Here is a 24,097-nt window from a genome sequence, read left to right on the forward strand (position 1 = left end):
CAATATTGCCGTTGTTGACTTTATCCATCATGCGGTCAACGAGGATTTTCTCGGCTCGGAAGGTCTCGCGACGGTGAACAACATGCACTTCTGAGGCAATATTCGACAAGTACAAGGCCTCTTCGACCGCCGTGTTACCACCACCGATCACCGCGACTTTCTGGTTGCGATAGAAAAAGCCATCACAGGTCGCACAGGCTGAGACGCCCCGCCCTTTAAATGCCTCTTCAGATGGAAGGCCAAGATATTGCGCAGAGGCACCGGTAGAAATAACCAACGCATCACAGGTGAACTCACCGTTATCACCTTTTAAGCGGAACGGGCGTGAGGATAAGTCCACGTCATTGATGTGATCAAAGATAATCTCAGTCTCGAATTTTTCCGCATGGGCTTTCATGCGTTCCATCAATGCCGGTCCTGTCAGTCCCTCAGGATCGCCAGGCCAGTTTTCAACGTCGGTGGTGGTGGTCAGCTGGCCACCTTGTTGCATTCCGGTCACCATCACAGGGTTTAAGTTAGCGCGCGCGGCGTAAACAGCGGCCGTATAGCCAGCCGGGCCTGAACCCAGGATCAATAGGTTCGCATGCTTAATGTTACTCATTCACGTCTCCGAGCAGGAAAGAGGTTCGTTTTTGAATGGACTGATTGTAGGTAAATTAGAAAGGTAAAGAAAGGGCACCGTGATGGTGCCCTCGATTTCTATGATTGGCGTGGCCGATTAATGTGCCGACTTCAGTGCGTCCATTGCGTCAACATAAGGTAAATCAAAACCTTCTGCGACTTCTTTGATGGTTACTTGACCGCCAATGACATTCAGACCATTACGTAGATGCGCATCTTCGACCAAGGCATCACGATAGCCTTTATTCGCCAGCTTGACGATATAAGGCAGTGTGGCGTTGTTCAGAGCGACAGTAGAAGTACGTGCTACCGCGCCAGGCATATTGGCAACACAGTAGTGAACGACATCATCCACGATATAGGTGGGATCTGCATGGGTTGTTGCATGTGATGTTGCGAAACAGCCACCTTGGTCGATAGCGACGTCCACCACGGCGGCGCCTGGCTTCATACGCTTAATGTGATCTTCGTTAACCAGCTTGGGTGCAGCAGCACCTGGGATCAGCACGGCACCGACAACCAGATCGGCGTTCAATACGTGTTGTTCAAGGGTTTCTTCTGTGGAGTAGACCACTTTGGCACGCCCTTGGAACTCTTCATCGAGGCGACGTAAGGTATCGACATTTTTGTCGAGAATCGTGACGTCAGCACGCAGACCAACGGCCATACGAGCAGCGTTCGAGCCGACAACACCACCGCCTAGTACCACGATTTTCGCCGGCTCAACGCCAGGTACACCGCTGAGCAGCATGCCCGAACCGCCGTGTGATTTTTCTAGCGCTTGTGCACCTGCTTGAATAGACATGCGGCCGGCGACCTCAGACATGGGCGCAAGGAGTGGCAATCGACCTTTAGAATCTGTTACCGTTTCGTAGGCAATACAGATGGCTTTACTTTTAATTAAGTCTTCTGTTTGCGGAAAATCTGGTGCAAGATGCAAATAGGTGAACAAAATCTGTCCTTCGCGGAGCATCGCACGCTCAACGGCTTGTGGCTCTTTCACTTTGACGATCATCTCTGCTTTGGCAAAGACGTCAGCAGCAGTAGGAAGGATAGACGCGCCGGCGGCTTTATAGTCGTCGTCAGAGAAACCAATACCGTTACCTGCGTTGGTCTCAATGTAGACAGAGTGGCCGTGAGAAATAAGCTCGCGAACACTCGCTGGCACCATACCAACACGGTACTCATGGTTTTTGATTTCTTTTGGAACGCCAATGATCATGCTGTCACCTCTTGTTTATTCAGTGTTATCGGCTGGCTTGTTATTGATATTGTCAATTTTCAGGCTAGTATAAAGGCAACAAACCAGCATTTGATGCTAAAGATTATTTAGATGTTATTTAATTTGGTATATCTTTTTGCAAGGAAGTAACAAGGTGGAATAAAAAATGGTAGATACCAAAAAAAAGCCCTCCAAGGAATTGGACCGCATTGACCGCAACATCCTGAACGAGCTCCAAAAGGATGGGCGAGTCTCTAACGTTGAGTTATCAAAACGTGTTGGTCTTTCTCCTACCCCCTGTCTAGAACGTGTACGACGTCTTGAGCGTCAAGGTTATATCCTTGGCTATACGGCACTGCTTAACCCCCAGTATTTGGATGCATCACTGTTGGTGTTTGTCGAAATCACACTCAACCGCGGCGCGCCTGATGTGTTCGAGCAATTTAACAAAGCGGTGCAAACGCTTGAGGACATTCAAGAGTGCTCGTTGGTGTCAGGGGATTTTGACTACCTGCTTAAAACACGAGTAGCGGATATGTCGGCTTATCGCAAGTTATTGGGTGAAACTTTGCTGCGTTTGCCCGGCGTGAATGACACCCGTACCTATGTGGTGATGGAAGAGGTTAAACAGAGCAATCATCTGGTTATCCATACCCGTTAGCCAGGTGATGAAAAGGGGTGCGATGCACCACCTATCGAGACTGAAGCCGAGCGTCATGCTCGGCTTATTTTTTGTGCGGATAGCATAAGATTGTGTGATATCTCGGTAAAGATTTGGCGTAAACATGCATCATGCCTGCCCTCACGGCATGAATGTGATAAAGTCAGGGCAACATGAGCAAGCCTCAAAGTAGGATGAGGAATGCGGTTCAAGAACGGTATTAAACAGGTGATGATGGAGTTTTCTTTACGTCGGGAGCCCAAAGCGGCTCGTGCTAAAGCGCGTTTAGATGGCGTTCAGCGATTAAAAGAGTGTGGGTTTATTCTGGTACTCGCGGCAGCCGTGTTCACCATGGTGGCCCTATTGTCTTTTAATCCGGCCGACCCATCCTGGTCGCAAACTGCTTGGCATGGTGATGTGCACAATGCGGCGGGTGCCATGGGCGCATGGCTCGCCGACAGTCTCTTCTTTTCGTTTGGCATCTTAGCGTATCCGCTGCCACCAGCGGCGATCCTCGGGGGGTGGGTGTTCTTGCGTCGCCGCAGCGACGATGAACCGATTAATTACACTATTATCGGTGCGCGCATATTAGGACTGTTCATCCTGTTTTTAACCAGCTGCTCGTTGGCCGATTTGAATTTTGACGACTTTTGGCATTTTTCCTCTGGTGGCGTGATGGGGGATGTCACCAACAGTTTGGCGCTGCCGCTATTTAACGTACTAGGCACGACCTTGGTGATGCTGTTTGGTTGGGCGGCCGGCTTTACCCTTTTTACCGGTATTTCTTGGTTAACCATTGTTGACCATCTTGGCGCGATGACGCTCAACGGTGTGACGTGGGCGGTGAATCGGATTCGTGGTGACGCGCCGACCGAGTTAGGCGTGCCAGACACCGAGACACAGAGTACCGCAGCCAATGCATCTGAACCCATGGAGCTCAGTGATTTACGTCGCCTGACGCCGTCAGCGCCGGATAAGGCGGAGCGTACCACCAATGATGAGCACACACAGAACCAGGCTGCGTCGCCTATTATTTTTGGTGGACAAGCGCGTTCGGAAACCGATGTACCAGCGACCGATTATTCATCCGCAGGCGATGCGGCATCCGTGGCCCATGAGAGCGATCAACCTAGTGAACCGACGCTAGGGCAGTGGGATATCGCGATCGAGCACGAAGTGCCATCTTTCTCGTCATCGGATGTTGAGGTAGAGGAAACAGAGGCGATCAGCGCATCAGCGGAGCAAATGAGTGACCACTCGCAAGCGGATGAAGCGCCTTCAGCCTCATCGTCTCGCCACGCCGACACAACCTATGGCAATCAAGATGGACTGTCCGAGCTTGAGCGTGCAGAACAAGCGAGTAGTGGCGCGGATGAGGATGACGATCCCTTCCAAGAAACCATTCGCCAAGCGCAAAAGGCTCAACAGCAGGCGGCGGGGCTCGACCATCCTTTCCTGGTAAAAGATGAGCCGGATTTACCCACGCCGACAGAGCCTTTCCCGACCCTCGATCTACTCGATCCCGCTCGCCATACTGCAGAGCAGGCGACGCGTGAAGAGCTTGAGAAGATTGCCCGCTTGGTTGAAGCACGGTTAGAAGATTTTAAAGTCCAGGCGCGAGTGGTTGGCGTGTACCCAGGCCCAGTGATCACCCGTTTTGAGCTTGACTTGGCCCCTGGGGTGAAAGTCTCGCGCATTTCTGGCCTATCCAAAGACTTGGCACGTGCTTTGTCGACCACGGCAGTGCGTGTGGTCGAAGTGATCCCAGGGAAGCCCTACATTGGCCTTGAGCTTCCCAATGAGCACCGGGAGACGGTGTTTATGTCCGAAGTGATTGGAAGCGAACGTTTTAAGAATAGCCACTCGCCTATTTCGGTGGTGCTGGGGAATGATATCGCGGGTGAAGCGATTATCACTGATTTGGGGAAGGCACCACATATGCTGGTGGCCGGTACCACAGGCTCGGGTAAGTCGGTGGGCGTGAACGTCATGCTGGTGAGCATGTTGTATAAAGCCTCACCCGAAGACGTACGCTTTATCATGATTGACCCTAAAATGCTCGAGCTATCGGTATACGAGGGGATCCCACACCTGTTGACAGAGGTCGTGACCGACATGAAAGACGCTGGCAATGCCCTGCGTTGGTGTGTGGGTGAGATGGAGCGTCGTTACAAGCTGATGTCGGCGCTTGGGGTGCGAAATCTAAAAGGCTTTAACGAAAAAGTGAAGGCGGCTGAAGCCGCCAATAACCCTATCCCCGATCCGCTCTGGAAACCGGGTGATTCGATGGACGAATCGGCGCCTAAACTCGAGAAATTACCGTATATCGTGGTGGTCGTGGATGAGTTTTCCGATTTGATGATGGTCGTGGGCAAAAAAGTGGAAGAACTGATTGCGCGACTAGCACAAAAAGCGCGGGCAGCGGGGATTCACCTTGTGCTTGCCACTCAGCGTCCGTCCGTTGATGTGATTACAGGCTTAATCAAAGCCAACATTCCAACGCGGATGGCGTTTACGGTGTCTACTAAGACAGATTCACGCACTATCCTCGACCAAGGCGGCGCAGAGTCGTTACTGGGGATGGGTGATATGCTCTTTATGCCCAATGGCTCCAACCACCCCATCCGCGTACATGGCGCTTTTGTCAGTGATGAAGAGGTTCACCGTGTGGTGAATAACTGGAAAGCACGTGGTAAGCCACAGTATCTAGACGAAATAACCAAAGGGGATCAAGGCTCTGATAGCTTGTTGCCCGGTGAAGCACCCTCAGGCGGAGATGGGGAAGAGTTGGACCAGCTTTTCGACCAAGTGGTTGAATTTGTCACCGAGAGCCGCCGAGGCTCTGTCTCTGGTGTGCAGCGCCGGTTTAAAATTGGCTACAACCGTGCGGCGCGTATTGTGGAACAACTGGAAGCACATGGTGTCGTAAGCTCACCAGGCCATAATGGTAATCGCGAAGTCATCGCGCCACCGCCACCCAAAGATTGATCGAATGGAAGGTTTCATGACTCGATTCTCTGCTATCCGCCACCTAATGGTGGTGCTGTCTCTACTTTTTGCATTGTCGGTGCAGGCGAAAACGCAGGCACAACAACACCTGATGGATCGCTTGAGTCAGGTTGACGCCTTTAGTGCGCAATTTTCCCAAACAGTGCAAAGCCCAGAAGGAGAGGTGATTCATCAAGCAAAAGGGCGATTGGCGATTCAGCGGCCAAACTTGTTCAACTGGACCACGACCTCACCCGATGAAACCATCATGATTTCCGATGGCGAGACGCTCTGGTACTACAGCCCATTTGTTGAGCAAGTGACGGCGATGTGGTTGGAGGATGCTACGGCACAAACGCCGTTTGTCCTACTGACACGCAATCAGCCAAGTGACTGGCAGGCTTATCAAATCACCCAAGAGGCTGACACCTTTACCCTAACGCCGAAAACCACAGGCACGATTGGCGAATTTGAAGTCACCGTGAAGCCGGATGGTACCTTGACCGGCTTTACTGTGGTTGAGCAAGATGGGCAACAAAGCCAGTTCACGCTGAGCCAATTTAGCCGACAAGCACCGGCGTCGGACGTGTTTTCGTTTACGCCACCCGACTCAGTGATGCTCGACGATCAGCGCCAACCAAGATAATTGCCTCGGAGGTGACTGTGTCGACCTTACCGCTTGATTTTGCAGACGATTTTCGCCCACTGGCCGCGCGTATGCGGCCACTCACGCTTGACCAGTACATCGGTCAGCGTCATCTTCTCGCCGAGGGTAAACCGCTTCGCCGGGCGATTGAGTCTGGCTCCCTCCATTCGATGATTTTCTGGGGGCCTCCGGGGACCGGTAAAACCACACTCGCCGATATTGCCGCGCGCCAAGCCAACGCAGAGCTGGAACAAATCTCGGCTGTGACCTCTGGCGTCAAGGAGATCCGAGAGGCGATTGGACGCGCAGAGCAAAACAAGCAAGCTGGTATTCGTACCGTTCTGTTTGTGGACGAAGTGCACCGCTTTAATAAAAGCCAGCAGGATGCGTTTTTGCCCCATGTGGAAGCGGGAACGGTCACGTTTATTGGTGCCACCACGGAAAATCCCTCGTTTGAGCTTAATAACGCGTTGCTATCGCGTGCCCGTGTGTACCGTTTAACCAGCCTTGACGAGAGCGATTTGGAAGCGGTGATTGATCAAGCACTTGCCGACTCACAACGTGGGCTCGGTGAGCAGTCTCTGGTCTTTGATGATGGCGTTAAAAGGGCGTTAACGGCAGCGTGCAGTGGTGATGCACGTATGGCGTTAAACCTACTGGAAATGTTGGCAGACATGGCCGATGGCCAAATCACGATGCCGATGCTTAAAGACGTGGCCGGTGAAAAAGTGGCACAGTTCGATAAGCAGGGGGATGCGTGGTATGACTTGATCTCTGCATTTCACAAATCAGTGCGTGGTTCATGTCCCGATGCCGCGCTGTATTGGTATGCACGCATTGTGAGCGCGGGAGGTGATCCGCTTTACGTGGCAAGACGTTTGTTAGCGATTGCCTCTGAAGATGTCGGTAATGCCGATCCGCGCGCGATGCAGGTGGCACTGAACGCATGGGATTGCTTTACCCGCGTCGGGCCTTCGGAGGGTGAGCGCGCCATTGCACAAGCCGCGGTGTATTTGGCCAGCGCCCCGAAAAGCAACGCGGTGTATACCGCATGGAAACAAGCCTTGCGTGACGCGAAAGACACCGCCAACGCGCCCGTTCCCATGCACCTTCGTAATGCACCAACAGCATTGATGGAGCAAATGGGACATGGTGATGGCTATCGCTATGCCCATGATGAACCCAATGCGTATGCGGCGGGCGAGCGCTATCTGCCCCCAGAGCTTGGCGAGGCGCGTTACTATCAGCCCGTCAATCGTGGGCTAGAAATTAAAATCGCCGAAAAGCTCGCCTTTCTCGCTGAGCAAGATGCAAAAAGCCCGCAAAAGCGCTAGGCAAATTTACCCTTTTTGGGTAAGGTTTAACTTCGTCAATTTACAGTCAATAACCCGAAAGCACAGGATTAGCATGCTGGATTCCAAATTACTTCGAACTGAGCTGGAAGAAACCGCTCAACAACTCGCTCGTCGTGGCTTTACGCTTGATGTTGACGCTATGCGTGAACTCGAGGAACAACGTAAGGCGCTGCAAATTCGCACCGAACAACTGCAAGCTGAGCGTAATTCCCGATCGAAGTCCATTGGCCAGGCTAAAGCAAAGGGTGAAGACATTGCACCATTGCTAGAAGAAGTATCAAACCTTGGTGATGAATTGGATGCGGCGAAAACGGAGCTCGCGGCACTCCAGCAAAAAGTGAATGACGTGGTCATGAGCGTGCCCAATCTACCTGCGGCCGACGTACCAAGCGGTAAAGATGAATCTGAGAACCAGGAAATCTCACGCTGGGGCGAGCCGCGTCAATTTGAGTTCGAGATTAAAGATCACGTCGACCTCGGTGAACTCACCGGTGGCCTTGATTTTGCCAGTGCAGTGAAGCTGTCTGGCTCTCGTTTTATCGTGATGAAAGGGCAAATGGCGCGTATGCACCGTGCGCTCACGCAATTTATGCTCGACTTGCACACCAATGAGCACGGTTATATTGAGATGTATGTGCCTTACTTGGTCAATGCGGACAGCTTGTATGGCACCGGTCAGCTGCCGAAATTTGGTGAAGACTTGTTCCACACCCAGCCTGCGACGGAAGAAGGGGTGGGCATGTCGTTGATCCCAACGGCGGAAGTGCCGCTGACGAATATGGTACGTGATGAGATCGTCGATGAAGCCGATTTGCCGCTGTGCATGACGGCACACACACCGTGTTTCCGTTCAGAAGCTGGCTCGTATGGTCGCGATACGCGCGGTCTTATCCGTATGCACCAATTCGACAAAGTTGAGTTGGTGAAGGTGGTTAAGCCAGAAGAGTCGATGGAGGCGCTTGAATCTTTGACTGCCGATGCAGAAAAGGTATTACAACTGCTCAATTTGCCATACCGCAAAGTGTTGCTCTGCACAGGCGACATGGGTTTTGGTGCGGCGAAAACCTATGACCTAGAAGTCTGGTTGCCAGCACAAAACACCTATCGTGAGATTTCATCGTGCTCAAACACCATGGATTTCCAAGCTCGCCGTATGCAGGCGCGTTTCCGCCGTAAAGGTGAGAAAAAGCCTGAGCTGTTGCATACCTTGAATGGTTCAGGCTTGGCGGTGGGCCGTACCTTGGTAGCTATTTTGGAAAACTACCAACAAGCAGATGGCCGTATTGAAATCCCTGAGGTATTGCGTCCATACATGGGTGGACAGACTCATATTGGGTAAGTGTCATCGTGTTGCTATTAAGCCGGCCTTGCGCCGGCTTTTTTATTGCTGTGTATGGTTGAATCTTTGATGGTGTGGATCATTGATGGGTGACAGCGTATTGAAGATATCATCTTCTGGTGTAGGAAAGCGGGCGAGCAGGGCAGCCAGAAAGGTATCGAGTGCATCCAGCATCACGGCGTTAACTTGCTGTGCCAGCGCCAGGCGGCGATTGAGTGACAAGGTGTGTACATCATCAAGCTGTGAGATAACCTGATCTATCTTATCGGTGAATGCATCGCCCAACTCAAGGTCGCGCAGTTGTGCTAAGCGCTTGATGAGTATTTGTTGTTGTAGGCTTAGGGACTGGTGCGCATTGGGCGTTGCGTTCTCCAGTTGTATTGACGCGTAGGAAAAGCGTTGGCGAGCTTGAAGGAGCTCTAACACGGCATACCAAATTTGTTGGTAAGACGAGAGCGTGTGGTCATCACCACAGGCAATTAACACCGGCGGGATAGCTTCATCCACTAAGTACGCTAGGTGCTGCAAGGCGCGGTTTTTCATCTTGGCCTGGGTCACATCATCATATTGTGGCAAGGCGTGAAGGTGATGGAAAAAAAGCCGATACATTGGCTTTTGCGCATGGGGTGCCAAGTGGTGTAATTGACGCGTTTGATCCAGCAATCGTTGATAGTCATACGGATCGACGCGCGGTTGGGTGGCGAGGTAACCTGCGTGCTGGAGCAAAGCCCGTAACTCATGCAGTTGATGCAATCGCCAATCCGGTCGTTGACGATACACGATGACCGCCACCACGCTAGCAATCGTGAGCGCCAGTATTCCTATCATCACTAACCATCCCATATGCTCTCCTTGCTATGGCTTCCGCGTATACAGAGCGGAGCATGAAGCATGCCAAAATTGAGAGGTTAATCACGCCTTGTAGCGCAATGACTGGCGCGTGGATGTGCTCTTACTACGCACCTTACTTGGGCGTGATTGCTCACTCGTAGTGCAGGGGAGAATCGATGGATGGCACCCATTGGACAAAAAAAGAGCCCGACTGGGCTCTTTATTCTCTGCTTGTGCAAATTGACGAGGCAGCAAGGTTACATGACCCGCATACCTGGCTGGGCGCCCTCATGAGGCTCTAAGATCCAAATCTCTTTCCCGCCAGGGCCGGCCGCTAAAATCATGCCTTCTGACATGCCAAACTTCATCTTTCTTGGTTTTAAATTGGCGACCATCACGGTGTGCTTGCCCACCAGATCTTCCGGCTTGTAGGCCGATTTGATCCCAGAGAAAACCTGACGTGTTTCACCGCCAATATCGAGCTTGAATTTGAGCAGTTTATCCGCTTTTGGCACGGCTTCACACTCAAGGATTTTAGCGACACGAAGATCGACTTTAGCAAAATCAACAAATTCGATTTCATCCGCGAGTGGTTCATCGGCAAGTGGCCCTTGCGCGCTTGCTTTCGCTGCTTCTTCAGTCGCGACATCTTCTTTGCTGTCAGCAATCATGGCATCGACCGCTTTTGGATCAATTCGGTTAAATAGCGCCTTGAATTTGGTGATTTGATGGCCAGTCAGCGGGGTCGCAATGCTCTCCCACGTTAAGGTGTCGTTTAAAAAGCCTTCCGCACGCTCGGCCAGTTTTGGCATCACAGGTTTTAGGTAGGTCATCAGCACTCGGAACAAGTTAATACCCACCGAGCAAATCGCTTGCAGTTCGGCGTCTTTACCGTCTTCTTTGGCGATGACCCAAGGGGCTTTCTCGTCGACGTATTGGTTCGCTTTATCGGCAAGCGCAATGATCTCACGGATCGCTCGGTTAAACTCGCGTGCCTCGTAGAGTTCCCCTATGTGCTCGGCTTTATCGATAAAGGTTTGATAAAGCTCAGGCTCAGAGCAAACGGGCGACAGCTGGCCGTCAAAGCGTTTGCTGATAAAACCCGCGTTGCGAGAGGCCAAGTTGACCACTTTGTTGACAATGTCGGTATTCACACGCTGGATAAAGTCATCCAAGCTTAAATCGAGATCATCAATACGGCTGTTGAGCTTGGCGGCGTAGTAATAGCGTAAGCATTCGGGATCAAGGTGTTTTAAGTAAGTGCTCGCTTTAATGAATGTCCCTTTCGACTTGGACATTTTCGCGCCATTGACGGTGACATAACCGTGCACGAAGACGTTATTTGGCTTGCGGAAACCGGCACCGTCGAGCATGGCKGGCCAGAACAGACTATGGAAATAAACAATGTCTTTGCCGATAAAGTGATATAGCTCGGTGTCGCTATTGGCTTTCCAGTATTCGTTAAAGTCGATGTCGCCGCGCTTGTCACAGTAGTTTTTAAATGACCCCATGTAACCAATAGGCGCATCCAGCCAAACGTAGAAAAACTTGCCGGGCTGATCGGGAATTTCGAAACCAAAATAGGGTGCATCGCGGGAAATGTCCCACTGCTGAAGACCGGTTTCGAACCACTCATTCATTTTGTTGGCAATTTCACTTTGCAGTGAGCCGGATTTTGTCCACTCATTCAGCATTTGCTCAAATTGTGGCAAATCGAAGAAGAAGTGTTCAGAGTCACGCATCACGGGCGTGGCACCGCTCACCGCTGAACGTGGGTTAATCAGTTCGGCTGGGGTATAGGTTTCCCCACAGTTATCGCAGTTATCACCGTACTGATCGTCGGCGTGACATTTTGGACACTCACCTTTGACAAAACGATCCGGCAGGAACATTTCTTTTTCCGGATCAAACAGTTGAGAGATTGTACGGCTAGTGATGTAACCTTTATCGCGGAGCTGAGTATAAATAAACGAGGCGAGCTCGCGGTTTTCATCACTGTGTGTGCTGTGATAGTTATCGAAACTGATATCAAAGCCATCAAAATCGGTTTTGTGCTCTTTTTGCACGCCAGCGATCATGGCTTCTGGCTCCACACCCATTTGCTGCGCTTTTAACATAATGGGGGTGCCGTGGGCATCATCGGCACAAATAAAGTGAGTGGTGTTGCCACGCAGGCGCTGATAGCGAACCCATACGTCTGCCTGAATATGCTCGAGCATGTGGCCCAAATGAATCGAGCCGTTCGCATAAGGTAGCGCACAGGTCACCAGAATTTTCCGTGGGTTTGCAGCCATAATCTTGTTTGTTCGCTCTTATGATATGAATGGAATGATTGCGGAAATCTTACCTGATACGATATGCCTTGCCTAGTGCAGGCCGTGAGTGAGGCTGTTTATCCGTTAAACGTCGCCAATCTGGCCTACTATATTTTAATCAATGGGATGGTGATGCATGTTGTTTGGTTCTAAAAAGAAAAAAGCACAAAAACAAAAAGAAGACACGGCCGCCCCGCTGACCAATGTGGACGATGCAGTAAGTCTATTGAATCAGTTTTCACATCCACGTCTGGTGGAGCAGTGGGCAAGCCAACCACATTGGGTGAGCGCGAGTGAAGATGGTTTTAAGGTGACGTTTCCATTTGCAGCGGCGTCAGTGAGGCAAGCGCTTGATGAGTGGCTGAGTGCCCAGTCGACGTCATTGGCGCAGCAGTTTCAACTGACACAGAGAGTGGCGCCGCTAAAAAGTGGTGATAAGGCGCCCGTCAAAGGGGTGAAAAACCTGTTAGTGGTGAGCTCGGCCAAAGGCGGCGTGGGTAAATCGACGACGGCGGTTAATTTGGCACTGGCACTGCAGGCGGAAGGGGCGTCAGTGGGCATTGTCGATGCCGATGTGTATGGCCCATCGCTGCCGATTATGCTCGGCGCTAAAGACAGCGAGCCGCAAACCCATGATGGCAAACTGATGGAGCCTGTGATGCGTCATGGTATTGCCTCTAATTCAATTGGTTACCTAGTGCCCGCTGATAATGCCACTGTGTGGCGTGGGCCAATGGCCTCGAAAGCCTTTGCCCAATTGATCAACGAAACGCGCTGGCCCGAACTTGATTATTTAGTTGTGGATATGCCACCAGGCACCGGTGACATTCAGCTTAGCTTGGCGCAGCAGTTCCCGGTGACGGGAGCGATGGTGGTCACCACGCCACAGGATCTCGCACTGGCTGATGCAATTAAAGGCGTGGCGATGTTTGAGAAAGTACAGGTGCCGGTTCTCGGGGTAATAGAAAACATGAGCTACCACATTTGTTCGCAATGCGGTCATCATGAAGCGATTTTTGGTACTGGTGGTGCAGCGAAAATGGCTCGTGAGCAAGGCGTGCCAGTGTTAGCTCAAGTGCCGCTTCATGTCGCGATTCGTGAGGACATAGACGCCGGCACACCGAGTATGGTGGCGCGCCCTGACAGCGAGCATGCTGCTGTCTATCGTCAAATGGCCGCCACCGTCGCCAGTCAGCTTTATTGGCAAGGGGAAACGCGCCCTGAACAAATAAGCGTACAAACGGTGTCGCCCTGATTGAGCAACGTGCAGCTATCGCAGGCTTAAAGCAGCGGGTCAGTCAGGGAAGCGTGATTTTCTCTGGCGCCAGCGGCTTCAACTCCCTATAATCAGGCGGTTTATGTAGATTCCGCCAAGCTTCCTCTGGGTATTCATATTATGAGTGACAACAACCACCAATGCGTTATTATCGGCATAGCAGGTGCCTCTGCTTCCGGTAAAAGCCTGATCGCTAGCACCATTTATAAGGAATTAAAGGAAAAAGTCGGCGATCATCAAATCGGCGTGATCACGGAAGATAGATATTACCGAGATCAAAGCCATCTCAGCATGGAAGAGCGCGTACAAACCAACTATGACCATCCACAAGCGCTAGACCATGACTTGCTTTGCGAGCACCTAGAAAGCCTCGCGGCAGGTCAGTCTGTCGATGTGCCTGTGTACAGCTACTCAGAGCATACCCGCATGGATGACACCACCACCATGACACCCAAAAAGGTGATCATTTTGGAAGGGATCCTGTTGCTAACCGATCCACGCCTGCGCAATCTTATCCATGCCAGCGTCTTTATGGATACTCCCCTTGATATTTGTTTGTTGCGCCGCATGAAACGTGATGTGGCTGAACGTGGTCGCACGATGGACTCCGTGATGGAACAATATCAGAAGACGGTCCGCCCTATGTTTATGCAGTTTATTGAGCCGTCAAAGCAATATGCCGATATTATCGTGCCACGCGGGGGTAAAAACCGCATTGCGATTGATGTGTTAAAAGCGCATATCGCGCGATTACTGAAAGCCTGATTTGGGTATGATGGTTTCACTGACCTCAATCTCGCTGCTTTTTATGCAGTGGACAACAAGCTAAATGAATGCGGTGCGTGAATGTATCGCCCCATCTATTAACCGTGAGGACTATCCGATGCGACTATGCGACAGGCATATCAAAGAACACCTTGATGATGGCCGCATCAAAATTGAGCCACGTCCGGCAGAGGCGTCGATTTCTGGTGTGACGGCGGATGTGACTTTGGGCAATCAATTCCGGGTGTTTAATGACCACGGCGCAGCATTTATCGATCTGTCTGGCCCGAAAGAAGAGGTCAATGCCCAGCTTGAACGTGTGATGAGTGATGAAATTGAGATTGCTGATGGTGAGGCTTTTTATCTTCATCCAGGCCAGCTCGCGCTTGCTGTCACGCATGAAGCGGTGACCCTGCCAGACGATATCGTCGGCTGGCTTGATGGCCGCTCGTCGTTGGCACGTTTGGGGCTGATGGTGCATGTGACTGCGCACCGGATTGACCCGGGCTGGTCGGGCCGTATTGTGCTGGAGTTCTATAACAATGGTCGTTTGCCCTTGGCGCTACGACCCGGTATGCCGATTGGTGCGTTAAGTTTTGAGCCTATGTCGGGCGCGGCTGATAAGCCGTATAACAAACGCGACAACGCAAAGTATAAAAATCAGCAAGGGGCAGTTGCCTCTCGCATTAGCCAAGACAAGGTTTAACGATTGCAATGCGCCTACGGGCGCATTTTTTTGTTAACGTGGAACCCGATCGCGAAATCATGGTCGATAATGCGGGTATCTCTCGTAAGTGGTATCGCCTGTTACGCACAAGGAGCATCTTGCAATGATAAAAAAAATCGCCCTTACTCTCGCTGTTTTGGTGGTGGTCGTCATGGGTGGCATCGCCGCTTTGCTCGCCACCATTAATCCTAACCAGTTTAAGCCATTGTTGGTCGAGCAAGTTAAAAAACAGACAGGCTATGACATGGTGATCGGTGGCGACATTGCTTGGCAGTTTTGGCCAAGTTTGGGTTTTTCAATCGAGGATGTCGCGATAAAAAATCGCCCCGGCTTTGATGAACCCGATTTGATGCGCTTATCTCAAGCACGCCTCTCTGTCGATGTGTTGCCTTTGATGTCGCAAACCTTGCAGATCGGCGAAATTACATTGCAAGACCCACATGTGTTTATTCAAACCCTGAGTAATGGGGAGAGCAACCTCATCGCGGCATCGCCGACGGCTGAGCCTCAAGCTGAGCCAGCGCCACAATCAGGCACATCCGCTGATAGCACGAGCACCGAGGCAAAGGCGTGGAACGTATCGCTACAAGGGCTCAGTGTGGCCAACGCGAGTGTGGTCGTCAAAGATGACCAAGCGGGCACCATGACAGCGTTGCGCGATGTGGATCTTGAGGTGGGCAATCTGGCGACGGATGTGTGGACGCCACTGTCAGTGTCGTTGCGCGGCGAGCAAAATGACGCTCGCGTTGAGCTGGAAGGTCAAGGTGAGTTGAAATTGGCCAGTGACCTGATACAAAGCCAGATGCGCAAACTGGCGTTGACGCTCTCCGCCGAGCAAGGTGCACTGACCCTAGAACAAGCGAACCTTACCCTCGATCGTTTGGCGCTGGGTGAGGCGGCGCAGTTGGGCTTTAATATCAACGCGCAAACCGCAGACATCGACGTTGAAAGCTCGGGGCAAGCCCAGGTCACTATCGCAACGACGCAAGATAAGATCACGGTTCAGGGGTTAGACATGCTCACGACGGTGTCTGGCGAGCCTATCCCCAACCAGTCGCTTAGCCAAGCGCTAGCCGCTGATATTGTGTTTGACATCAACCAGCAAACGTTGACGGTCAGTGAATTGATCAGCCGATTAAACGACGATGATGTTGTGGTGGATGGCAAAGTGGCAGTTAAATTGACKGAGATCCCCCAAGTCCGCTTTGCGCTGAATACCAACCAYATTGACCTCGATACGCTGATACCGACAGACAATGCAGCGCCTAATCAATCTGCAAACGATAGTGAATCTGGCTCTAATGATAAATCCAGCCCGAGTACGCAAGCGGCGCCACTGAGCAAAGAAGAGCCTGATTTGAGTGTGTTGAAGACGCTAGATATTGCCGGCTCACTGGCAATGAAAGGGCTTACTGTGAGTAACGTTACCTTAGGGCAAATACGCGCGACGGTGGCCATCGACCGTGGCAAGGTCGACGTGTCAGAGCTGACGACGCAAGCCTATGAAGGCAGCGTGGTTGTGCAAGGGATGTTAGATGCTACGCAAACTCCCGCTCGCTATCAGGTGAGTAAAAAAGCACGTGGGATCCAAGTGCTTCCGCTGCTGGAAGATGCTGCCCAGGTTGATCTTTTAGAGGGTAAGGGTAACGTCGATATCAATGTACAGGGCAAAGGTTTGTCGCCGTATGCATTGCGTCAAGCGATTCAAGGCAGTGTCGCTATTTTCTTCGAAGATGGCGCGATTAATGGGATAAACTTGGCGCAGATGCTCAGAGAGGCGAAAGCGACGCTGAAAGGTGAGTCGGCAGCGGCCGCCAATGAAGTACGTAAAACAGACTTTAGCGCACTCACTGCGAGCTTTACCTTAGGCAACGGCATGGCACGCACCACCGACTTACTGTTGGAAGCGCCCGCGCTTCGGGTACGTAGTGACGGACAAACCGATCTGTTACAAGAGACACTCGATTTTAATGTCTATACCTCGGTGGTCGAGACCAGTAAAGGCCAAGGCGGTAAAGATATTGATGAACTGCGTGATGTCACCATCCCAGTGACGGTGGCCGGTACCTGGCAATCGCCGAGCTATAAACTAGACATTAAGCAGCTACTCAGCAGTAATAACGCGTTGGAAGAAAAAGCCCGCAAAGAGGCGCAACGAGGGTTGAAAAAGCTACTGGGTGATAAAGCGGATGACGATAAGGTCAAAGAGACGGCAGATAAACTCCTTAATTTATTTCAGTGATCGGCTGACAAGCTATCGGGCTATCTAATGCAAAGCCATTAAAGGACGTTTTATGGATTCTGTCACGCAAGCAGCGTTGGGCGCCACTGTCGCGGGTCTGGTTGCCGGTAAACGTTGCTCTCCGAAAGTGTTACTGGCGGGCGCAGCCCTCGGAACCTTACCGGATCTGGATGTATTGATTGATTACGGCGACCCGGTGGCGAATACCGTGAATCATCGTGGCTTCAGCCACTCGTTGTTTGTGTTGCCTTGGGTCGGCGCACTCATTGCATGGTGCTGGTGGCGCTGGCAGCGTCAGTGGCCACTTTGGCAAGTGATGACGCTAGTCATCGCGGTGCTTGTCACTCATCCATTGCTCGATGCAATGACGGTATATGGAACCAAGCTATTCTGGCCGCTTGAGGTGCCATCGGTAGCGGTGGCGAGTCTGTTTATTATCGATCCCCTGTATACGGTGCCTCTACTGGTTGCGCTCATCAGCGCATTGGTATGGCGCCATCTGGGAGCCAAGGCATGTGGTGTTGGGTTGATGGTCTCGAGCCTTTACTTGGCCAGCTCTGTGTACCAGCTCCAACAAATAAAAACCCGTGTTGCTGAACAAACACAAGGAACCTTGCTGGAAGGCCAGCCGTTAATCATTATGCCAACGCCGTTTAATACCTTACTGTGGCGTGTGGTCGTCAGTGGCGAAGAGCAATACTGGGAGGGGTTAGCCTCACGACTTGATGCCAACCCGTCAATTGATTGGGTGGCGCAGCCTCTAGGAGAGTGGCCACTGGCCAACTCTGATACCCTCAGCGCTCTGCGGACGTTTTCACGTAATTTTATTCGCTTTGAAAACCGAAACGGGCAGCAGGTAGTCACCGACTTGCGCTTTGGTGTGGCCGCCTATCAGCCGTTCCAGTTTTTGCTTGCAGAACAAAATACAGACGGGGACTGGTACCCTGTGTCGCCCAAACAACTTGAGCCTGGCCCGTTGCCCGAGACCGCGCTACCCGCGTTGTGGCAACGTTTGTTGGGCGATCAATCGATTGACGCGAAACTCTGCCGGCAGTCGTGTCAGCAAACTGACCCGCGTTGGGCCGAGCCCATCTCATCTGCCGCCTTACCGGCGACGGCCTCTGAAAAACAATGAGCGCACGCCGTGCACACGTATTGTCTACGTTGTTAAAGGTTACCAATCAATGCCTTGGCGCGCTTTAATGCCGGCATCAAACGCATGTTTGACATTGCGAACTTCAGAGACAGTATCGGCGATTTCGATTAAACGACGGTGAGCGCCTCGACCCGTGATCAGCACAGATTGCTCACTTGGGCGTTGGCTAATTGCATCGATGACATCGTCCAGGTCAATGTAGCCATAGGTGATCATATAGGTGATTTCGTCCAGGACGACCAAATCATAACTAGGATCGCTGAGCATGGTTTTGCATGCTGACCAGATTTTTTGTGCGGCTTGCGTGTCGGCCGTTTTATCTTGGGTATCCCAGGTAAACCCTGTACTCATCACATGAAAGTCCACGCCATGCTGACTGAGTAAGTCTCGCTCACCACATGCCCACGCTCCCTTGATATACTGCGCCACCCCGCATTTGAAACCATGGCCTGCGGCGCGTGCGACGGTGCCAAAAGCGGATGTCGATTTGCCTTTGCCGTTGCCTGTAATAATAAGAAATAGCCCTTTTTCTTGTTGTGCGGCGTCAATCCGAGCATCGACTTTTTCTTTCAGTTTTTGCTGGCGCTGTTGATGACTGTGTTCTGACATGTGATTTCCAACCTTTGGTTAACTTAGGTCTATAGTAAAGGGACGATAGGGTGGATGCCACCCATGACATTCTGGCCGCAAACCGACGGCCCCAGCCAAAGGACGCTATGATGAGAAAAGGAACGCACGCTCTTATTGCTTTGTTGGCTCTATGCTCGCTGCCTGCTGTGGCGGGTAAACAGATAGATTATCAGTTAGACGGGGAGGCATTTTCCGGCTACCTAGCTATCCCTGCCTCTTTTGAGAAAGGCAGTGTGGTGATTATTCATGACTGGGATGGGCTAACGGACTACGAACGTCAACGTGCGGATATGCTGGCAAACTTGGGCTATCGTACGTTTGCATTAGACATGTTTGGCGCCGGGAATCGACCGACCAGCCTAGAGGCGAAGAAAGCGGCGACTCGTTCACTGTATGAAGACAGAGTGCGGATGCGCGAACTGATTGAAGCAGGGATGAGTGCCGCGCAATCGCAAGGTGTGACGCAGCCAGTAGTGGCTGGCTATTGTTTCGGTGGCACGGTGACGTTAGAGCTTGCACGCAATCCAGGCAATATGCCTGTCAGTGGCTACGCGAGTTTTCATGGCGGTTTGGGCACGCCAGATGGTCAAGGCTATTCAGAGGACATTGCGCCACTGTTTATTGCTCATGGTGGGGCGGATAAAGCGGTGCCCATGGCAGATTTTGCGACCTTTATACAAACGCTAGAGCAGGCGGGTGTCGATTACTGGTCGCAAGTGTATGGTGGGGCGCCGCATGCGTTTACCGTATTTGGCTCGGAGAGGTACCGTGAAAAAGCTGATAAAAAGTCTTGGCAGGCGTTTAAAACGTTTTTGACGGATCGGATGGAATAGTGACACGAGGAGAAAAGAAATGATTCGTCATGTATTGCTTGTTCGTTTTACCGCTAACGCGCGCGATGATCAGATCCAAGCATTGAAAGATAAATTTGAATCAATGCCTAGCGTCATTGATGGCGTTGGGCCGGTCGAATGGGGAGAAAACAACAGCCCAGAAGGTAAAGACCAAGGCTACACGCATGTGATTGTGATGACGTTTCGTGATAGTGCTGCGCGGGAGCGCTATTTACCGCATCCTGAACATGAGGCGCTAAAAGCGATATTTCGTCCTATCCTGGAAGACATTATTGTTGTGGATTATTCCGTGCCTGCATAGGTGCTGACAAACTGCCCTATCACCGAGTATTACCTGCCTCACTATAGGCAGTGCTTAGCCTTATTGGTAATCTGAGGGCTTATCAATAAGGAGGTTTGACGCTGATGACAACTGATAATCAAAGGCCCAGTGTTTTGGTGGTGTGCTTGGGTAACATCTGTCGTTCGCCCACCGCAGAAGCCGTATTACGTGCTCGCGCACAGGCGCGAGGCTTGGCAGTCGATATTGATTCGGCGGGCACGGCAGGTTATCACCAGGGTAATCCGCCTGATAAACGTAGCCAAGCGGCGGGGCAGGCGAGAGGCTACTCGTTTGAAGGTATTCGAGCGCGCCAGGTCGGCCCCGCAGACTTTGTGTGTCATGACATGATTCTGGCAGCCGATGAGAGCAACCTGGCTGACTTGCAAGCGCAATGCCCACCCGAGCACCAAGGCAAGCTGTCTTTATTCCTCCACTGGGGAGAGCATACCGAGGGGCCGATCCCCGACCCTTATTATGGTGGCCCTGACGGCTTTGAGCGCGTGTTAGACTTGCTTGAACAAGCGGCAGATGGGGTGCTGAATCATATTGAAGCGCATCTTTTGCCTCGATAGTTGAGAGAGTGCGCGTCTAGGATGAACGCATGGGTGGGAAGAATAAGCAAAAGGCGCGTGATGAACGCGCCTTTGTTTTAAGCCTACGTGAGCTGACTTACCATTTCTTTTTCGGTGCAAACAACTCGTCTAGATCGCTTCTTTCTTCTTCTTGCTCCGACTGGAGTTTTTCATGGCCCGTATTCAGTGTATGGGTAATATCGCTATGCATTTGCTCTAAATGCTTTTTCATCTCTTGCGAGTAATCATCGGTTTTGGGCGAGACCACATCAATGGCTTTTTTCAATAACTGCTGAGCGGTGCCCATTTGCCCTTTTTGCTTGGCGTCATTGGCACGCTTAATCACATTCTCAATATTGATTTTAAGTTGCATCTTTTCCAAGCGTGCGTTCTCAGCCACAAACGCTTGCGTCGCTAGTCGTCCCTTAGAGTGCTCCGCTTTCACCACGGAGCGCAGACGTTTTACTAGCTTGAGCATCGAAATCGCTTGTCGATCGTTATCTGGCACTTTAAAGGAAGTCGACTCGCGGTTTGAGTAGCTTTGTTTGATTTCATCGATCTGCGCTTGCGTCGCACTAATACGTTGCTTGATGGATTTATCGGAATCATCAATCTCGTACATGGCTTTCAAAGAATCTAGGATCTTCTTATTCAAGCAAACCAACAGCGTCCCGCTATATGGCAGATTATGTGCATTACCAATCAGCTCTTCAGTGGCGTCAATCACTGCAATGTGCTTAGCCATCTCTTGGCGCTTGTGAGATTCAATTTGCTTACGTTGTTGAGCCAATATGTTGTAGCCGACAATCAGGCCGAGCAATATGACACAAAGGCCAGCTATCAAGGCAATATTCATAATTCAGCGTCGATGTTCCTTGTAATAAACTCAACTGGTTAAGATACACGATCTCAACCGACAGAGATAGCATCAATCAAGGATGGAGGCAGCATGAGTGATCCGCCTCTAACTCTGCACATTACATCCGATTCGCATGCGCTGGTAATAGTGTGGCCCATAATCGTGCACTTGGCGATAAACTGGTTGAAATAATCGGATTTTAGCGATTGGGCAATACCCTATTTGTTCACCAAATTGCTTAGTGAATGTGCAATCGCTAACGTTTATATAACCAAAGCCTATTAAATAGTCTAATTTGGGTATATAAATAATCTATCACAACCCAATGCTGTCACTTAACCCATGAGGCTCGCGCGTCTGCACTATGAAATTACAACAGCTTAGATATATCGTTGAGGTCGTCAACCACAACCTAAATGTGTCTGCGACCGCAGAGAGTTTGTATACCTCTCAGCCTGGGATCAGTAAACAAGTTCGATTACTAGAAGACGAACTAGGCGTGCAAATATTTGAGCGCAGTGGCAAACACCTTACCCAAGTCACTCCTGCTGGTGAGGCCATTGTGGAAATATCTCAAAGTATTTTGTCTCGGGTTGAAAGCATTAAAGCGGTGGCGAGTGAACATACTCATCCAGAAATGGGAAATCTCAATATTTCCACCACCCACACACAGGCACGATATGCACTGCCCGATGTGATCAAAGCATTTACTGCCCGCTACCCTAAAGTCTCTTTGCATATGCATCAGGGAACGCCGACGCAGATCTCCAGCTCGGTCGCCAAAGGCACCTCAGATTTTGCTATCGCGACCGAAGCTTTCCACCTCTATGAAGACTTAGTGATGCTGCCGTGTTACCACTGGAATCGTTCGATTATTGTGACGCCTGATCACCCACTGGCACAGAAAAAAAACAATATCACCATTGAGGATTTAGCGGCCTATTCTCTTGTGACCTATGTCTTCGGTTTTACCGGGCGTTCAGAGTTGGATGAGGCGTTCCATCGCGCCAACCTCACTCCCAAGATTGTATTTACCGCCACAGACGCGGACGTAATCAAAACCTATGTGAAGTTAGGGTTAGGGGTTGGCGTTATCGCCAGTATGGCGATGGATAGCCAAGCTGACTCGGATCTGGTCGCCATTGACGCTAGCCATATTTTTGGTGCTAGCACGACCAAAATTGGATTTCGTAAAGGCACCTTCCTTCGCAGCTACATGTATGACTTTATTGAACGCTTCGCCCCACACTTGACGCGCAATATGATAGATAAAGCGGTGGCTCTGCGTTCAAACGAAGAAATTGATGCCATGTTTAAGGACATTCCGCTGCCAATTCGCTAAACTGCCCGTGTACGACAAGGCTGCGTCAAGCAGCCTTTTTTGATCACGCTTTTATTCAAGTCCTGATAGCAGCCATGTCTTCCGTCTCTTTTCAGCAGCAGTTCACTCAATTAACCCAACTTCTTACCCAGTTTCAATGGTTATGGCAACCGATGCCAATGGCACATAGATGTTTACCGTGGCAGGAAGAAGACGCATTGTGCGCTTGGCTAGCCAGCTTGGATTATTCCCAGATAACAGCACTCAAGGCAGCACCTGAAGCTGTGATTACCCAGTTGTCGAGCTGGTGGCCTGCGTTGGCGTCATTGACCGAACTGACTGCTGTACCGCAGGCGAGTACGACCAAGGTGGGTGTGGATCCGCGGTTGGCGGTAGGGGTTCCGGGAAGAAAGTGGGCGCAAATCGAGGCATACATCGGTGCGGTTCCCACTCACGGGGAGACGGTACGCTATCTCGAATGGTGTGCCGGAAAAGGGTATCTCGGGCGTGCCATCTCATCGGTGACCGGTAAGCCGGTTGAGAGTATCGAATGGCAAAAAGCACTTTGTGATCAAGGACAAGCGTTTGCACAGCGCAACGCCCTCGCGATGCGATTTTATCCCTTAGATGCCATGGGCACGGAGGCTGCCGCTGTGATGGCCGGTTGTGACCACGGATTAGCGTTACATGCCTGCGGCGACTTGCATGTAACGCTCCTGCAAAAAGCAGTGACGTGTGGTATGCCGCGTCTATCCGTCTCTCCATGTTGCTATCAGCTGATTCGGGGGGAGATTTATCAGCCACTCTCGGATGTCGCCCAGAATACGGGAATGCGGCTGACAAAAGCTGACCTTAAACTTGCCGTCCAAGAATCGGTGACTGGCGGACAGCGAGTGCGTCGCCAACGGGAACAGGAAGTTATTTATCGCTTAGGCTTTGATGAATGGCAGCGAGACTGGCAAAACCAGGATCATTACTTGCCATTACCTGCACTGAAAAAATCACAACTTAGCCAAGGGTTTGCGGAATTCTGTCGTTGGGGTGCGGCACAAAAAGGGCTCTCGTTACCCGATGATTTCGATGTGGATGGCTACTTTCGCCGCGGGGAGGTGCGTTTTTCCATTCTCGAACAAATCAACGTCGTTAAGAGCGCTTTTCGCCGAGCAATGGAAATATGGCTGGTGTTGGACAGGGTGTTATRTCTTGAGCAACACGGATACTCGGTGAGTCTGATGCAGTTTTGTGAGCGTGAATTGACGCCTCGCAATCTATTGATTCATGCTGAAATGATTAATGCGCCCAGCACACCAGCCCATCCTTGACGTGTTACGCGCGGTGAACAAGTGTCGATAAGATGATCAGCCGTAAAAGCTCGCTCAAGACTGAGTAAATCGT

The 24,097-nt window shown here is 51.2% G+C and carries 21 protein-coding genes; 15 read left to right on the forward strand and 6 right to left on the reverse strand.

Features of this window, described 5'->3' with window-relative positions:
* Positions 1 to 601: FAD-dependent oxidoreductase (locus BZG73_RS09600; protein WP_158075294.1), on the reverse strand; the 601-nt coding region annotated here is incomplete at its 3' end.
* Positions 602 to 718: 117 nt separating this feature from the next.
* Complete coding sequence (gene ald, locus BZG73_RS09605) at positions 719 to 1,843, reverse strand: alanine dehydrogenase (RefSeq protein ID WP_046073520.1); 1,125 nt, start codon at positions 1,841 to 1,843, stop codon at positions 719 to 721.
* A 166-nt stretch (positions 1,844 to 2,009) separates the two neighbouring features.
* Between ald and lrp the strand changes: the two genes are divergently transcribed.
* The 5 genes from lrp (at position 2,010) to serS (ending at position 8,832) form a co-directional block, all read left to right on the forward strand.
* Positions 2,010 to 2,504: a leucine-responsive transcriptional regulator Lrp gene (lrp, locus tag BZG73_RS09610; protein ID WP_046073519.1), complete on the forward strand. Its 495-nt coding sequence runs from the start codon at positions 2,010 to 2,012 to the stop codon at positions 2,502 to 2,504.
* 231 nt (positions 2,505 to 2,735) lie between these two features.
* Positions 2,736 to 5,492 (forward strand): DNA translocase FtsK, encoded by a 2,757-nt coding sequence (locus BZG73_RS09615; RefSeq protein ID WP_407690285.1) that lies wholly within the window; start codon positions 2,736 to 2,738, stop codon positions 5,490 to 5,492.
* 16 nt (positions 5,493 to 5,508) lie between these two features.
* On the forward strand, positions 5,509 to 6,138 hold the full coding sequence (gene lolA / locus BZG73_RS09620) for an outer membrane lipoprotein chaperone LolA (protein ID WP_371326843.1): 630 nt from the start codon (positions 5,509 to 5,511) through the stop codon (positions 6,136 to 6,138).
* 17 nt (positions 6,139 to 6,155) lie between these two features.
* Complete coding sequence (locus BZG73_RS09625; RefSeq protein WP_046073518.1) at positions 6,156 to 7,472, forward strand: replication-associated recombination protein A; 1,317 nt, start codon at positions 6,156 to 6,158, stop codon at positions 7,470 to 7,472.
* Between the two features lie 73 nt (positions 7,473 to 7,545).
* Positions 7,546 to 8,832: a serine--tRNA ligase gene (serS, locus tag BZG73_RS09630; RefSeq protein WP_077668182.1), complete on the forward strand. Its 1,287-nt coding sequence runs from the start codon at positions 7,546 to 7,548 to the stop codon at positions 8,830 to 8,832.
* A gap of 42 nt (positions 8,833 to 8,874) precedes the next feature.
* On the opposite strand, the gene BZG73_RS09635 is transcribed toward serS, so the two are convergent.
* Both BZG73_RS09635 and metG read right to left on the reverse strand, forming a co-directional pair.
* On the reverse strand, positions 8,875 to 9,675 hold the full coding sequence (locus tag BZG73_RS09635) for a hypothetical protein (protein WP_077668183.1): 801 nt from the start codon (positions 9,673 to 9,675) through the stop codon (positions 8,875 to 8,877).
* 245 nt (positions 9,676 to 9,920) lie between these two features.
* Positions 9,921 to 11,957, reverse strand: coding sequence for a methionine--tRNA ligase (gene metG, locus BZG73_RS09640; RefSeq protein WP_077668184.1), 2,037 nt, complete (start codon positions 11,955 to 11,957; stop codon positions 9,921 to 9,923).
* A 157-nt stretch (positions 11,958 to 12,114) separates the two neighbouring features.
* Between metG and apbC the strand changes: the two genes are divergently transcribed.
* The 5 genes from apbC to BZG73_RS09665 all read left to right on the forward strand — a co-directional run bounded on the left by apbC (position 12,115) and on the right by BZG73_RS09665 (position 18,123).
* Positions 12,115 to 13,233: an iron-sulfur cluster carrier protein ApbC gene (gene apbC / locus BZG73_RS09645; protein ID WP_077668185.1), complete on the forward strand. Its 1,119-nt coding sequence runs from the start codon at positions 12,115 to 12,117 to the stop codon at positions 13,231 to 13,233.
* A 141-nt stretch (positions 13,234 to 13,374) separates the two neighbouring features.
* Positions 13,375 to 14,019, forward strand: a complete 645-nt coding sequence (gene udk, locus BZG73_RS09650) for a uridine kinase (RefSeq protein WP_077579223.1) — start codon at positions 13,375 to 13,377, stop codon at positions 14,017 to 14,019.
* A gap of 118 nt (positions 14,020 to 14,137) precedes the next feature.
* Entirely contained in the window at positions 14,138 to 14,725 is a 588-nt protein-coding gene (gene dcd / locus BZG73_RS09655; protein WP_046073840.1) for a dCTP deaminase, read from the forward strand.
* Between the two features lie 124 nt (positions 14,726 to 14,849).
* On the forward strand, positions 14,850 to 16,988 hold the full coding sequence (locus BZG73_RS09660) for an AsmA family protein (RefSeq protein ID WP_077668186.1): 2,139 nt from the start codon (positions 14,850 to 14,852) through the stop codon (positions 16,986 to 16,988).
* 52 nt (positions 16,989 to 17,040) lie between these two features.
* Positions 17,041 to 18,123, forward strand: coding sequence for a metal-dependent hydrolase (locus BZG73_RS09665; RefSeq protein WP_077579225.1), 1,083 nt, complete (start codon positions 17,041 to 17,043; stop codon positions 18,121 to 18,123).
* A 39-nt stretch (positions 18,124 to 18,162) separates the two neighbouring features.
* Here the strand turns inward: BZG73_RS09665 and cobO are convergent, their stop codons facing one another.
* Positions 18,163 to 18,753, reverse strand: coding sequence for a cob(I)yrinic acid a,c-diamide adenosyltransferase (gene cobO / locus BZG73_RS09670; protein ID WP_077668187.1), 591 nt, complete (start codon positions 18,751 to 18,753; stop codon positions 18,163 to 18,165).
* 107 nt (positions 18,754 to 18,860) lie between these two features.
* Here cobO and BZG73_RS09675 point away from each other — a divergent pair, with 107 nt between their 5' ends.
* The 3 genes from BZG73_RS09675 to BZG73_RS09685 all read left to right on the forward strand — a co-directional run bounded on the left by BZG73_RS09675 (position 18,861) and on the right by BZG73_RS09685 (position 20,522).
* Entirely contained in the window at positions 18,861 to 19,607 is a 747-nt protein-coding gene (locus tag BZG73_RS09675) for a dienelactone hydrolase family protein (RefSeq protein ID WP_077579227.1), read from the forward strand.
* Positions 19,608 to 19,626: 19 nt separating this feature from the next.
* Positions 19,627 to 19,929: a Dabb family protein gene (locus BZG73_RS09680; RefSeq protein WP_077605942.1), complete on the forward strand. Its 303-nt coding sequence runs from the start codon at positions 19,627 to 19,629 to the stop codon at positions 19,927 to 19,929.
* A 104-nt stretch (positions 19,930 to 20,033) separates the two neighbouring features.
* Positions 20,034 to 20,522, forward strand: a complete 489-nt coding sequence (locus BZG73_RS09685; RefSeq protein ID WP_077668188.1) for a low molecular weight protein-tyrosine-phosphatase — start codon at positions 20,034 to 20,036, stop codon at positions 20,520 to 20,522.
* 97 nt (positions 20,523 to 20,619) lie between these two features.
* On the opposite strand, the gene BZG73_RS09690 is transcribed toward BZG73_RS09685, so the two are convergent.
* Positions 20,620 to 21,378: a DNA repair protein gene (locus BZG73_RS09690; protein ID WP_077579229.1), complete on the reverse strand. Its 759-nt coding sequence runs from the start codon at positions 21,376 to 21,378 to the stop codon at positions 20,620 to 20,622.
* 367 nt (positions 21,379 to 21,745) lie between these two features.
* On the opposite strand from BZG73_RS09690, the gene cysB reads away from it, so the two are divergent.
* The gene (cysB, locus tag BZG73_RS09695; protein ID WP_046073507.1) at positions 21,746 to 22,723 is read left to right on the forward strand and encodes an HTH-type transcriptional regulator CysB; all 978 of its coding nucleotides are present in this window, start codon (positions 21,746 to 21,748) and stop codon (positions 22,721 to 22,723) included.
* A 74-nt stretch (positions 22,724 to 22,797) separates the two neighbouring features.
* Positions 22,798 to 24,024 carry a methyltransferase gene (locus BZG73_RS09700; protein WP_077668189.1) on the forward strand — a complete coding sequence of 409 codons (1,227 nt, stop codon included), beginning with the start codon at positions 22,798 to 22,800 and terminating at the stop codon, positions 24,022 to 24,024.
* Positions 24,025 to 24,097 lie beyond the last annotated feature (73 nt).

This window comes from Salinivibrio siamensis (assembly GCF_001996005.1).
Classification (GTDB): Bacteria; Pseudomonadota; Gammaproteobacteria; order Enterobacterales; family Vibrionaceae; genus Salinivibrio; species Salinivibrio siamensis.